Source organism: Exilibacterium tricleocarpae (assembly GCF_007004655.1).
Taxonomy (GTDB): Bacteria; Pseudomonadota; Gammaproteobacteria; order Pseudomonadales; family Cellvibrionaceae; genus Exilibacterium; species Exilibacterium tricleocarpae.
Map to the genome: position 1 here is coordinate 85272 of NZ_ML660099.1, position 13554 is coordinate 98825.

Below are 13554 nucleotides of genomic sequence, written 5' to 3' on the forward strand. Positions count from 1 at the left end.
CAGCACCGGCAACTTGGGTATAATGCCGGCTTTGTCAGCGCCCGGTGGGCAGTTCTTTCACTTCAATTGCCAGAGCCATGGATACAAAATCACTGCTAGCATTATCTCCCGGGGAGCTGTCCGCCTGCGTCAACACACTGCCCGACAGCGAGGCGATTGCCGCCGCGGTCGAAGAAATTCGCAACCTGCGCGCCCGCATTAAAACACTGCGCGACGAAAAAGGGACGTGTGCCAGATCGTTCAAACAGGCCGCCGGCGACACCCGGGCCACCGACGCGGCCAAGCGGCAGATGCAAACCATCTCCGCCGCCCTGAAAACCCAGGAAGCGCAATGCAAAGCCGCCGAGAAAGCACTGACCGCGCGCCTGCAGAGCCACACCGCAGACAAACCCCAAACACCACAACTGCCCCGCCAGTTTCTTCCGCAAGCGGCGCCCCCGGCACCTGCGCCAGAGGCGGTCAGCGTCAGTGCCATAGACGACGCCAGGCAATCGGACTGGGATGACTATGTGTCCGGACACCCGCAGGCGTCGATCTATCATCACTATGGCTGGCGCCAGGTGATCGACAGTTCGTTCAACCACCGGGGCTTTTACCTCGCCGCCACTGACAGCACCGGGCGGATCGTCGGGATACTGCCGCTGATCTGGCTGCAAAGCCGGCTTTTCGGAAGTTTCAGCGTATCAATACCGTTTTTTAACTACGGCGGTCCACTGGCTGACTGCGCCGACACGGCGGCGCTGCTGCTGGCAAAAGCCGGTGAAATTGCCGCTGCCCAGGGCTGGAGTCATATCGAAATCCGCACCACCACACCCGGTTACGATCTTCCCTACCAGGATAAAAAGGTCTCCATGATCAGGGCCCTGCCGGCGAGCGACGACGAACTGGACCACGCCCTGGGCGCAAAGGTCAGGGCACAGACGAAGCTCGCCACTCGCCACAACCCCGAGATACGCTTCGGCGGTGTGGAATTGCTGGAAGATTTCTACGACGTTTTCGCCAGGAATATGCGGGATTTGGGCACCCCTGTCTACGCCAAGTCGTTATTTCAAAATATCCTCGACCGGTTTTCAACTGAAACCACGGTGGTATGCGTTTATATCGATAAGCAGTGCGTCGCGGCGGCGTTCCTGATCGGCCGGGGTGAGCTGCTTGAGATACCCTGGGCATCGACACTGCGCAGGGTCAACAAACTCAACATCAACATGTGGATGTACCGGCAAATACTGCGCCTTGCCATCGACAAAGGCTTCGCGTTCTTCGACTTCGGTCGCTCCACCCGCGACGCCGGCACTTACAAGTTCAAAAAACAATGGGGCACCACTCCGGTACAACACTACTGGTACTACTGGTTACCGGCCGGCAGCGCCCTGCCGGAAATCAACCCCGACAATCCCAAGTACCGCCTGGTCATCGCCATTTGGAAAAAACTGCCCCTGTGGATTACCAAGTTGGTGGGGCCGGCCATCGTTAAGAATTTGCCCTGACGCTATCCGCCGCAACCGGCTCCGGCCCCCGACGCAGGACCGTTCGCGGCAGTGATTTGAGAATCTGACGGCGGGCGCTTTCACAGTCGAAATCATGTCGGTTTTTTTTACAGACATTCGCAAAACAGCGTCTACACTATTGATAATGTTGGTGTTATTTTACCGAGCGTCTAAAATGTGCGCTCCGGTTGGCAACGGCCTGCCGCCGCTGCCAGGTCCCGTCACGCCGCCGTAAAATCGGTGTGACCGGCGCTCAATCAACTACTGAGATACTCAACATGCACAAAGCAAAAATACGCGAGATATTGTCCGATTGCGGCAAATTAAGCGTGGATGTGGCGCAACTGGAGGACGATAGCGACCTCTACCAAGTCGGGCTAACCTCGCTGACAACGGTCAACCTGATGCTCGCCATCGAAGATCAGTTCGACATCGAATTTCCGGATGCGGTGCTATCGCGCGCCACGTTCCAGAGCATCAGTGCATTAAATGAAGTGGTAGAGGATTTAGTGGACTAATGCTTGCATAGCACTCAGGATAGCAGCCGCTTCGGTATCTTTTTTTCATCCAGGAGTACTTATGGACGCAACAGCATCCCGTGATTTTGCCGATATCCTGAAGATAGTCGACACGATCGGCGCGGGGGTGATATCGGACACCGCCGCCGATGTGGATACGCAAGCACGTTTTCCCTCGGAGTCTTTCGAAGCCCTCAAATCACATCGTCTGCTGAGCGCTTATGTGCCTCGCGAGTTCGGCGGCGACGAGTTGAGCATTTCACAACTGTGTAAAATTTGCGAGATGCTGGGTAGATATTGTGCGTCCACGGCAATGATCTATGCCATGCACCAGATTCAAGTAGCCTGCATAGTGCACCACGCCCGCAATGCCGATTTTTTTCGCGACTACCTGGTATCTCTTTGCGAACACCAGTATCTGCTGGCATCGGCCACCACGGAGTTGGGCATTGGCGGCGATTTGCGCTCGAGCCTGTGTGCACTGGAGCCCGAGGGCGATAACTTTGCCCTGAAAAAACAGGCGCCGGTCATCTCTTACGCCCTCGATGCCGATGCGGTGATGGTAACCTGCCGCAGCCATCCCGAGGCCGCCCGCAGCGATCAAGTGCAAGTGCTGGTCAACACGGGGGACAGCGAGTTTGAGCCGCTGTCCGGTTGGGATACGCTGGGCTTTCGCGGCACCTGCAGTTCAGGCTACACGTTGACGGCCAGCGGCGGCAGCCACCAGGTATTACCGCAACCCTTCGCCGACATTCTGAGCAAGACCATGCATCCGGTATCACACCTGGTGTGGGGTTCGCTGTGGCTGGGCCTGGCAACCGACGCCGTAAACCGCGCCCGCGCCAGCGTTCGCAACGCCTACCGCAAAAACCCCGACAGTCCCGCCATCAGCTCCATTCGCCTGTCGGAGGTGGACGAACAGCTCTACAGTATGCGCAGCGGCCTGTATGTATTCATCCGCGAATACGAGGACCTGCTGCGGGACAACAACGAAGATCAGTTTTCCAATTTCGGTTTCTCCATCAGAACCAATAACGTCAAGCTTCGCTGTTCGGAAATGGTGGTGGATATTGTCGGCAGAGCCCTGTCGATAGTGGGTATTTCCGGCTATCGCAACGACAGTAAAAACAGTCTCAGCCGCCATATCAGGGATGCGTACGGCGCGGCGTTGATGGTCAACAACGATAGAATACGCCAACACAACGCCACCATGCAGGTTGCAATCAAAGAGAGTTAAAGAGCGTTGCGGCGAGCGGCTGTCTGTCTCCAGGTAACCGGCTCGACACCCGGCACTCAGGTTTTATCCGATGCTGAAACAAATTTTACCGATAGATGCCAGTCGATATCAAAACCACGCCATCCACGGCGCGGATCGCTGCTGGGCCGAAACCAATTGCTATGTCGATGTGATGGTGGAGCTGCTCCACGGCCTTGAACTGGAGCCGATAGCGGCGCTGCCGTTTACGCTGTGCATTGATTTCGAAGGCGATCAGTGGACGTTCTTCAAATTTCCGCACCAGGATTTGTTCACCCTGTTCGGTATCGAAATACAGGAACTCAATCCCTGGTTATCATTCGCCACCCATGTGGAGGAGCAAGTTTCCCTGGGCCGTCCCGTGCTGGTCGAAGTCGACTCCTATTTTCTGCCCGACACCGCCGGCACGGCCTACCAGACCGAACACGTTAAAACGACCATCGCCGTCAATGCGGTGGACATTGAAAACGCGCGCCTGGGTTACTTTCACGGCCAGGGCTACTACGAACTCGATGGGGAAAACTGCCGCGAACTACTGCAGCTTGACGGTATTCCCAACCCGCGGGTACTGCCGCCTTATATCGAGTACCTGAAACTGAGGCCGCAGCTTATCGAAACCGACCGGCGCCCGTTGCCGCAGAAATCGGTCGAGGTATTGCGACGCAACCTCGCGCTGACGCCATCCGACAATCCGTTTACACGTTTTAAAGAGCGGTTTGAAGCCGATCTCGACTGGCTGATGGCGGAGTCCATCGAAACCTTCCACAAATACTCATTCGCCACTTTGCGCCAGTATGGCGCCTGTTTCGAGTTGGTGGAAACCTATCTGCGCTGGCTCGAGCGTCACGGCGAGACAGGGCTGAACGGCGCAGTCGAGGCTTTCGGCAGTCTTTCCACTACGGCAAAAGCTTTTCAATTTCAGCTCGCGCGAGCCATGGCCCGCAAACGCGCGCTGGATACGTCCACAATCAATACTATGGGCGAACACTGGGAGCAGGGCATGCAAACCCTGCGGCAAAAGTATGCCTAGGGTTGCGGGCCTGTGGAGCGGGTACCGGTCGCAAACCGGGAGCCGCGGCGGGGCCGCATCGACACCCACGGGCCGACGAAGGGACTCAGCGTAGAACGTGATAAGAGAACAACTGCCCCTGCCGACCCTCTGGGCCCTGTGTAACACACCAGCCGATCAGTACCCGAGCCCGACGGAACTGCCAGCCGCCAGCGAGTGGATCGACGCCCCCGTGCCCGGCACCCTGGCCACCGCGGCAGCGGCCAGTGGCTACCGCTTACCGGACTCAAACTGGGACGACTGCGATTGGTGGTACCGCTGCCCGTTTACACTCGACGCCACCCGGCGTACCGGCCAGCGCTGGTTTATCTGTTTCGAGGGTCTGGCAACCCATGCGCAGGTGTGGCTCAACGGACAGGTGATACTGGTCGCCGACAATATGTTCCGCACCTATGAGGTCGACATCTCCGCACATATTGCCGACGCCAACTGGCTGCACATTGTCTTTCGCAGTTTAACCCGACAACTGGCCGACAAAAAACCTCGCCCGCGCTGGAAAACCAATCTGGTCGAACACCAACAGTTGCGCTGGCATCGCACCACGCTGCTGGGCCGGATACCGGGCTGGACACCGCCGGTCAAACCCATAGGTCCATGGAGAGCCGTGTCTCTGGAAAGGCGCGCGCAGGTGTCAGTAACCAAGCTGCTACTGCGACCACAGGCAAACGCCGACGGTCAGGCGCAGCTTGCCGATACCAGCAGCAGCGATAACAGTACTGCTGCTGTAGATATCGAAGTCGAACTGTCGATACTCGACATAACCTCGAGCGCCACCCTCATAGAACAGGCGACTGCACATCTGATACTGGACGGCGTGCGCTTTCCACTGGCGCTACACCACCAAGGCGAGCGCCTGACGATTGCCCAGCAGCTTGCCGTGGAGGCACCGCTTTGGTGGCCCCATACGCACGGGACCGCCGCTCTGGTGGACTACGCACTGGAAATATCCATCGACGGTACCAGCACCACGCTGGACAGCGGTAAACTGGGCTTCAGGCAGGTAACCGTCGCACGCGAGTCGAGTGCCGGCGGCGACGCCGCCCTGGCCATCGCGGTCAACGGTGTGCCGATCTTCTGCCGCGGCGCCTGCTGGAGCATCAACGATATCGACAGCCTCACCGGCGACCCGCGCGAACTGCGACGCAGCCTCCTGCTGGCACGGGATGCCGGCGTCAATATGCTGCGCATCGGCGGCACCATGGTCTATGAACAGGACACGTTCTACGCCCTGTGCGATGAACTGGGCATCATGGTCTGGCAGGATTTCATGTTCGCCAACATGGACTACCCGGCCGACGATCAGCAGTTCCTGGCCAATGTCACAGCGGAGGTCAGCGAGCAATTACAACGCCTGTGTCGCTTCGCCTGTATCAGCGTCTATTGCGGCAACAGCGAAGTGCAACAGCAGGCGGCGATGTTCGGTATGCCGGCCGAGCACTGGCAAAGCCCGCTGTTCGACGCGTCGATACCGGCGCTGTGCGAGCAACTGCACCCGGGCATTCCCTATTTTCCTTCAACGCCCTGTGAAGGCGCGCTGCCGTTTCATATCGGCACGGGGCTCAGCCACTTTTACGCCGTCGGTGCCTACCAGCGGGCGTTGTCCGATCGCATTATCGAGCAGGTGAAATTCACACCCGAGTGCCTCGGCTTTGCCAATATCCCCGCCGACAGCACCGTCAACAGCGTGATGGGCGGCGGCGTTTTCGCCTGTCATCACCCGCGCTGGAAAGCCGGCGTGCCGCGCGATACCGGCACCGGCTGGGACTTTGAGGACATCCGCGACCACTATCTGAAATCGCTCTACGCCGAAGACCCCGCGACACTGCGCTACCACAATCCGGGTCGCTACCTGCAACTGTCACGCAGTGTCACCGGCGAGGTAATGGCACAGGTTTTCAGCCGCTGGCGCACCTCGACCCGCTGCGGCGGCGCGCTGGTCTGGTTCTTTAAAGACCTGGTGCCGGGCGCCGGCTGGGGTCTGCTCGACGCCGGCAACCTGCCCAAAGCGGTGTATTATTATCTGCGGCGGGTATGGGCCAAGCGCGCCGTGCTACTCACCGACAACGGTCTCGACGGCCTCGACATCACCGCGATCAACGAAATGCCGGCGCCGTTTACCGGCAGCCTGGAGTTCGGGCTGATCGATCGGGGACAAACCTTCACTGCCCGGGAAACCACGCCGATCAGCATCACCGCCCGCGGCACCATAACACTCAACAGTGATGCGCTACTCGGGCGCTTCTACGACACCACCTACAACTATCGCTTCGGTCCCCCCAAACACGAGTTGGCCTTTGCCAGATTGACCGATGCGCAGGGCAGCCCCGTTTCCGAGGCCTGCTACTTTCCCGGCACGCTCAAGCTGACCTGTCAGGATAAGGCTGACATCGTTACCCGCATCGAACCCAACGACCGGGGTTTCAGCCTGACTCTGAGAGCCGATCGTTTTTTGCAGTGTGTCGACCTCGACATCCGCGACCACGAGCCCGACGATAATTTCTTTCATCTGTTACCGCAGGTGGACAAGGTCGTACAGTGGCGCCGCCGCACCGATACACCGCGATCGTTTCGCGGCACTTTGAGCGCTGTCAATCTGGCCCACCCGATCAGGTTGCAGCTATGAGTGTGAAGCGCACTGCCTTCTGGTCGCAAACCGCCGCAGGGCCGTTGTTCACCTGGCTGCACTTGCCGGCGCACGCGGCGGCACCGACATGCGGCGGCAAACTGGGCATTGTTATCTGCAATCCCGTCGGCCACGAATACACCCATGCCCATCGCTCGTTGCGACATTTGGCCGACGCCCTGGCCGCAGCCGGATACCCGACACTCAGATTCGATTACCTCGGCACCGGTGATTCCGACGATCATATGCTGGCCCCGCGACGCATTGAGGTCTGGCTGGAGAATATTCAGGCCCAGGTCGACTGGCTGAAAAGCAATACCGCCGTAACGGCGGTCGCCCTCGTCGGCCTGCGACTGGGAGCCACCCTGGCAGCCCTGTCCGCCGGCCGGCAAACTGTGGATTACCTGGTGTTGTGGAACCCCTGCGTCAAAGGCAAACGCTATGTGCGGGAAATGACTTCACTGGCGAAAATGGCGGCGGCCGCACTGTCGTACGAGCAGAACTTTATTGAAACCGCCGGCTTTCTGCTGTCGACGGAGACCCTGGAGCGGTTGAAATCCATCGACCTGACCAACGACGTCCCGACCGGCAATGAGAAAGTGCTGATAGTAAATCCCGACCATGTCAGCACCGACGACAGCTATGCGAACTGCCTGCGACAACAAAACATTGCCGTTGATGTCGTGCAGGGCCCCGGCTACCTGGATATGCTGGCCGAACCCCAGGACACCAAAGTTCCCCATGCCGCCATCGGTGCCATCGTCGACTGGCTGGCACGGCAGGGGCCCGCCGGCGATCGCGCGGACACCCCTTCGACAACCCGGCTCACGCTTGGCGACCGGCATTCCTTTCGGGCTCGGGCGCCGGCGACACAACGGCTACAGGCACCGCGGGCGGTGCGCGAGTCATTGGTTATCGCCGGACAACAGCGGCAAATGTTCGGTATCTTGACTCAACCCGAGCGCCAATCAGCAGCACCCTGCGGACCGCTGGTCGTGTTGTCCAACTCCGGCTCCGTTCACCACGTTGGACCCAACCGCCTCTATGTGGAATTGAGCCGCGCGCTCGCCGAGGCAGGGCTGGACTGCTTTCGCTACGACCTCAGTAACCTGGGCGACAGTTGCTGCGAAACCAGCGTCGAGGAAAACCACCCCTACCCCGCCGGCGCCGTTGCCAACCTGGCGACCGTGCTGGAACATCTGCAAACAGAACTCGGCTATCGGGAGTTTATCCTGGCGGGTCTGTGTTCCGGCTCACATCTGTCTTTTCACGCCGGTCTGTCGCTGCCGGACCACCCGATCGTCGAGTCGGTGCTGATCAACCCGCTGACTTTCTACTGGGAAGAAGGGATGTCGCTTGAGATACCCTCGGCATATCAGGTCAACAAAGACGCCAAGTACTACGAATATGCCGTGAAAAGTCTGGGCAACTGGGTGCGCCTGCTCAAAGGCAAAGTAGATATAGCCTATATCGTCAAGTTCACTCTTAAGCTCTTCGCGCAGAGGGTTCGCGAAGGCGGTAAGAATATGCTGGAGCGCCTGGCGATACTGCCGCCGAGCCAGCTGGGGCGGGACCTGTTGCGCTTCAAACAGGCCGGCAGGAATATAAGCTTTATTTTCTCACGCTCAGACCCGGGCCATAAAATTCTGGTTTCCGAGGCTAAGCTGATCGCCAGGAAAATGGCCAACCGGGACGACCTGTCACTGTACTTTATCGACGACGCGGACCATACTTTTTCCAAGCGCGAAAAACGCGATCAACTGACTGACAGATTGATCCGCCACCTGCGCCACTACGCTTTTCAACACCCTCAACCCGCCAAGCAACAGTTGTAATCTTTATGAATAGTCATCGAATCTACACATTAGATGTGTTGCGTATATTTGCCGCCCTCTGGGTTTTCCTCTATCACCTGACTGCCATGAGCGATCGCGCCGCTCACTACGAAGAGATCGTGTGGTTCACCAAATTCGGCTTTCTCGGCGTGCCGCTGTTTTTTATGATCAGCGGTTTTGTCATCTGCAATTCAACCATCAACCGCTCCTTTTGGGAGTTTTCCGTCTCAAGGTTTACCCGCCTGTATCCCACCTACTGGGCCGCGATGATCTTTACCACAGCCATCGTGTATATCCTGGTCGGCGACAAATCGCCCATCAGTCTCGCCCAGTTTCTCACCAACCTGACGATGTTGAACGACTACCTGAGGGTCAGCGATATAGACCCGGTTTACTGGACACTGCATATAGAACTGCAGTTTTATGCCTGGACGGCTCTGTTACTGGCATTGAACTGGCTGCATAAGGCGCACTTATGGCTGGTCGCCTGGTTGTCAGTCACCCTGTTGTATCTGGTGGTGCAACAGCCCTTTTTTATGTCCTGGTTCATCTCTCCCGCCTACTCCTGTTACCTGATTGCAGGGGTGGTCTTCTTTTTGGCGTCGCGGCATGGATTTACCCGTTTCTACACTATATTATTAGCGCTGTCGTTTAGTATTGCTATCTACTACCTACCCCAGCAGTTCGAGAACAAAGCCATACCGGTGCAGTCTGTGGATTACGTTTGGGGCGGGTTGTTGATAGCGGCTTTCTACCTTATATTCACGGGCATATCGCAGGGTAAACTGAATATGAAACCGTTTTGGGGTATTACCTTCCTCAGCGGCATCAGTTACCCCCTGTACCTGGTGCACCACCGGGCAGGTCGCCACCTGTTTTACGAATATATCGAATCGACCGACCCTTACCTGTTGCTGTTTATGATTCTGGCCACCATGGTGTCGGTATCCAGCGTACTGTACCTGGCGGTCGATAAAAATCTGTCCGGCAAACTGCGCCGGCGGCTATTGGCGTTACCGCAGAAAATAAACAAGTCCCGCACGGACGACATACCCACAACTACGGGCTGAGCGGCCTCTTTATAGAAAGGTGTCTCCATGTCAGCAGAAAATGAAGCCTTACTGAAAGCCATATTTGCGGCCGTGTTCGAAATGCAGGACGAAGCGCAAATTCCTGCAGCCACCCAGGACACCACAAAGTCCTGGGATTCGGTTACCCATGTAGCGTTGATTACCGCCCTTGAAAGTGAGTTCGACCTCTTTATCGACACGGCGGAGGCGCTGTCACTGGTTTCCTATGAGAAAATACTCGACTATATCAGCAACAACAGCTGACACCCGGGCTGGTCGCCAACGATAAGGAGCCATGGATATGAACTTTCTGACGGCGCATAAATTGGTGAAGTCATTCGTATCGGGTCCGGAGCTGGGGCTGCGACTGGCAATGTCGGGAGAGACTGAAAATCTCAGTCTTTTTTTACAGGCCCATGCCGCGACGCGGGGTTTCCTGTGCAGACAGCAGGCAATACCTTTCAATACGCTGCAACAGTTTGTCAGGCAAGAAAGTTTCGATGAGGTAAAGAACGTCTTTGTCCTGCTGCCCTGGGATTTTCTTCCGCCCCTGGATTGGCGCACCGGGTTTAGCCGGGATGAATTCTCGCCGGCAGCGTCTCTGGCATCGATTCGCGACACGGCGGCCCTGCTCGGCAATGTGCCCAACGCCGGATTTGTCTATATCGATGCGCCCATACCTCCGATTGCAGCCGACGGCAATGCAAACGAAAAGCTGCGTACACACTTACGGTCGGCGGCGCTCGAACTGGGGGCACGCGTTTACCCGGAGACCGCTTTTGCGCTGGCAAGCTATCTGACCCACGGTACGCCGATAGCGTCAAGCCACGTCTCTCTACTGTCCGAGACGGTTATCGAGTTGGCCGTCGGCAAAACGCGGCCGAGCGCTAAAATTCTGGCCACCGACCTCGACAACGTCATGTGGCGGGGCGTTATCGGTGAAGATGGTGTCGACAACATCCACTTCGGTCCGACCGGGGCCGGCTATCGCCATTTTTTATACCAGACCTACCTGAAGCGCCTGCAATCCCAGGGTGTCGTGCTGATAGCAGTCAGTCGCAACGACACCGAACTGGCCAACCTGCCCTTCACAACCGATCGCATGACATTAAAAACCGATGATTTCGTTTCCATCGTCGCCAGTTACAACGCCAAGTCCGCACAACTGGAACAGATTGCCAAAGAACTCAACCTGGGACTGGATGCCATTGTCTTCGTCGATGACAACCCTCTCGAAATCGCCGAGGTCCGCGAGCAGCTGGAGCAGGTAAACTGTGTATTGTTTCCGGGAAAAGACGCAGAACTGCCCGACTTTTTTTCAACACTGGCGTCCTTTTTCCACAGACAGAGTATCAGCGACGAAGATAAAAAACGCACCGAGCTCTATCGAACCCGCCTCAAGAGTATGGTGCCAAGTGATGTTCAGGGCGGCGACCTGACCGAATTTCTCAAAAATCTCGAGATGCGGCTGACCATACACCGGCGTCATGCAAAAGACTTCGATCGCGCTGTGCAGCTTATCAATAAAACCAACCAGTTCAACTTAAACGGCATTCGACTGGCGGCAAGTGACGTTATCGACATACTCGATAACGGCGGCAGGCTGTTTACCGCGACCCTGGCAGACAAAAACGGTTCCCACGGGGAGATACTGGCCTGCCTTATCGACCGCGGGGGGAAAGTGCAGGCTTATGTCATGTCCTGCCGGGTTTTTCAACGGCGGGTTGAATTCGCATTCCTGGTCTGGCTGGCAAAGCAACAGCTCTACGAACAGCTGGATTTTATGTTTTCACCGACGGACCGGAATATTCCCGTCCAACAGTTTTTTAGCGATAGCATTTTTAGCCATAGCCCCGGCGAGGCGCCGTCGGCAAACTCTGAGAATATAATCAGGCATCACCTGGAGAGCCATCAGCTCTTCGAGGTGACAGATACGGCAGCGGCGTCATGAGCGGCCAGCGATACTATGGGTGGCTCGATACGGAGACGGGGCCGCTGTTTAGCTGCCTGCACCGGCCGGCCCAGGACGGCTGCGATATCGGCGTTGTACTGTGTTGTCCACTGGGCCACGAATACACCCACTCCCACAGCACACTGGTCGCGATGGGGGATAAACTGGCAGCGGCCGGATTTCCCTGCCTGCGATTCGATTATCACGGCACCGGCGATTCCGCCGGAGATTCCAGTCAACCCGATCGGGTCGAGACCTGGCTGGCCAATATCGGGACGGCCGTTGCCAAACTAAAAGCCACTGCCAACGTCGGCAAGGTTTGCCTGCTCGGCCTGCGGATGGGCGCAACCCTGGCGGCGCTTTACACAGAGAAAACAAATGCCGACTATTTGATCCTGTGGAACCCCTGCACGCGGGGGGACGCTTTTGTCCGGGATATGCAGATTATGGATCAGTACCATGGCGGAGCGGAGGACAACGCCGAGTTCATGGAGTTCGGCGGCTTTGTCACAACCCGGGAAACCCTCTCGCGCTACCGGGAGATCAACCTCGCAAAAACCCAATTCGGCGCAACACAAAACAACCTGATCATCCATAAAACCGGTGCGCCCGCCAGTTCCCGCCTGCTCCAGGGGCTCACCGAAAGGTCGCGCCCGGCACAGCAGGTCACGCTGCCGGGTTACGCAGAGATGATGCAGCAACCTCAGTTTTCAATCGTCGCCAATTCGGTTATTGACTACTGTTGCGACTGGCTTGATAAACAGAGCGCCAAATCCCCACCCTCGGAAACGGTCCCGGTCGAGGTGGCGACAGCGGCGCCCATGCCAGACAACGAAGGGGTGGAAACCATCATCACCTTCGGCGACAGTGGCAGTCTTTTCGGTGTCTTGAACAGGCCGCTCGAATCGAGCACCCTGACTCGGCAAAGCGATAGCATTTTTGTTATTTCCAACACGGGAGCCGCGCACCATGTGGGACCCAATCGCCTGCATGTCGAACTATGCCGCCGCCTCGCCCGGGCAGGTCTCGCAAGTTTTCGGTTCGATCTGGGGAATCTGGGTGACAGTGCCCGCAACCAACCGGCAAACCTCAACCATCCCTACCCGCCCCATGCTTTGCAGGATCTCAAAGCGGCCATTGACTGCCTGCGGGAAAACTGCGGCTACCGGCGATTTATCGTGGGCGGACTGTGTTCCGGTGCCAATGTCGCCTTTCACGGGAGCCTGGCTTTAACCGATACCGCTATTTCGCGAGCAATACTTATCAACCCGCTGATCTTTTATTGGGAGAGCGGTTTATCTCTGGCAACACCGCAGCGACAACAGCAACAAATCGAAAAAAAATACTACGCACAATCGGCGCGGAGCCTCGGTAAGTGGCTAAAGCTCTTTAAAGGCCAGGTAAACATAAAAGCCCTGTCGGGTTTCCTGTTCAAGCAGGCCTACCTGTCAGTGTCTGCCTTGATGTCAACTTGGCTGGAGATACTGCGCCTCAAACCACCCTCCCGACTCGGCCGGGACCTGGCGCGCCTGGAGTCCCTGCGGCGACCGCTGGACCTGCTTGTCTCCGACTCCGACCCGGGCTACAACATCTTCCTGGCCGAAGGTCGCACCCGGGCAAAGAAAAGTCTCAAAACACAGTTTGTAACCGCACAGTTCATCGCCAACGCCGATCACACCTTCACCACGCTTGGCAGCAGGAACGACCTGATTCAACGGGTACTGGAGCGGGTAAATACCTGAGCGA

At 57.4% G+C, this 13554-nt stretch carries 10 protein-coding genes; all 10 read left to right on the forward strand.

Features of this window, described 5'->3' with window-relative positions:
• Positions 1-77 precede the first annotated feature (77 nt).
• The 10 genes from FKG94_RS19130 (at position 78) to FKG94_RS19175 (ending at position 13550) form a co-directional block, all read left to right on the forward strand.
• Entirely contained in the window at positions 78-1487 is a 1410-nt protein-coding gene (locus tag FKG94_RS19130) for a FemAB family XrtA/PEP-CTERM system-associated protein (protein WP_218943584.1), read from the forward strand.
• A 278-nt stretch (positions 1488-1765) separates the two neighbouring features.
• Positions 1766-2005 (forward strand): acyl carrier protein, encoded by a 240-nt coding sequence (locus FKG94_RS19135; protein WP_142928538.1) that lies wholly within the window; start codon positions 1766-1768, stop codon positions 2003-2005.
• Between the two features lie 61 nt (positions 2006-2066).
• On the forward strand, positions 2067-3242 hold the full coding sequence (locus FKG94_RS19140) for an acyl-CoA dehydrogenase family protein (protein ID WP_142928539.1): 1176 nt from the start codon (positions 2067-2069) through the stop codon (positions 3240-3242).
• 70 nt (positions 3243-3312) lie between these two features.
• Complete coding sequence (locus FKG94_RS19145; protein WP_142928540.1) at positions 3313-4290, forward strand: DUF1839 family protein; 978 nt, start codon at positions 3313-3315, stop codon at positions 4288-4290.
• A gap of 97 nt (positions 4291-4387) precedes the next feature.
• A complete protein-coding gene (locus tag FKG94_RS19150) occupies positions 4388-6952 on the forward strand; it encodes a glycoside hydrolase family 2 protein (RefSeq protein WP_142928541.1) in 2565 nt (854 codons plus the stop codon).
• Positions 6949-8787, forward strand: coding sequence for a serine aminopeptidase domain-containing protein (locus tag FKG94_RS19155; protein WP_142928542.1), 1839 nt, complete (start codon positions 6949-6951; stop codon positions 8785-8787). The genes FKG94_RS19150 and FKG94_RS19155 overlap by 4 nt, the downstream gene beginning before the upstream one ends.
• A gap of 5 nt (positions 8788-8792) precedes the next feature.
• Complete coding sequence (locus FKG94_RS19160) at positions 8793-9857, forward strand: acyltransferase family protein (RefSeq protein ID WP_142928543.1); 1065 nt, start codon at positions 8793-8795, stop codon at positions 9855-9857.
• Between the two features lie 27 nt (positions 9858-9884).
• Positions 9885-10121: an acyl carrier protein gene (locus FKG94_RS19165; RefSeq protein WP_142928544.1), complete on the forward strand. Its 237-nt coding sequence runs from the start codon at positions 9885-9887 to the stop codon at positions 10119-10121.
• A gap of 37 nt (positions 10122-10158) precedes the next feature.
• Positions 10159-11808 carry an HAD-IIIC family phosphatase gene (locus FKG94_RS19170; RefSeq protein WP_179957719.1) on the forward strand — a complete coding sequence of 550 codons (1650 nt, stop codon included), beginning with the start codon at positions 10159-10161 and terminating at the stop codon, positions 11806-11808.
• The gene (locus tag FKG94_RS19175) at positions 11805-13550 is read left to right on the forward strand and encodes an alpha/beta fold hydrolase (RefSeq protein WP_142928546.1); all 1746 of its coding nucleotides are present in this window, start codon (positions 11805-11807) and stop codon (positions 13548-13550) included. Before FKG94_RS19170 ends, FKG94_RS19175 begins: the two co-directional genes overlap by 4 nt.
• Positions 13551-13554: the final 4 nt, after the last annotated feature.

Coding starts and splice junctions, on each gene's coding strand:
- FKG94_RS19175 (WP_142928546.1), top strand. CDS start 11,805: ATGAGCGGCCAGCGATACTATGGGTGGCTCGATACGGAGACGGGGCCG.
- FKG94_RS19165 (WP_142928544.1), top strand. CDS start 9,885: ATGTCAGCAGAAAATGAAGCCTTACTGAAAGCCATATTTGCGGCCGTG.
- FKG94_RS19140 (WP_142928539.1), top strand. CDS start 2,067: ATGGACGCAACAGCATCCCGTGATTTTGCCGATATCCTGAAGATAGTC.
- FKG94_RS19135 (WP_142928538.1), top strand. CDS start 1,766: ATGCACAAAGCAAAAATACGCGAGATATTGTCCGATTGCGGCAAATTA.
- FKG94_RS19155 (WP_142928542.1), top strand. CDS start 6,949: ATGAGTGTGAAGCGCACTGCCTTCTGGTCGCAAACCGCCGCAGGGCCG.
- FKG94_RS19130 (WP_218943584.1), top strand. CDS start 78: ATGGATACAAAATCACTGCTAGCATTATCTCCCGGGGAGCTGTCCGCC.
- FKG94_RS19145 (WP_142928540.1), top strand. CDS start 3,313: ATGCTGAAACAAATTTTACCGATAGATGCCAGTCGATATCAAAACCAC.
- FKG94_RS19170 (WP_179957719.1), top strand. CDS start 10,159: ATGAACTTTCTGACGGCGCATAAATTGGTGAAGTCATTCGTATCGGGT.
- FKG94_RS19160 (WP_142928543.1), top strand. CDS start 8,793: ATGAATAGTCATCGAATCTACACATTAGATGTGTTGCGTATATTTGCC.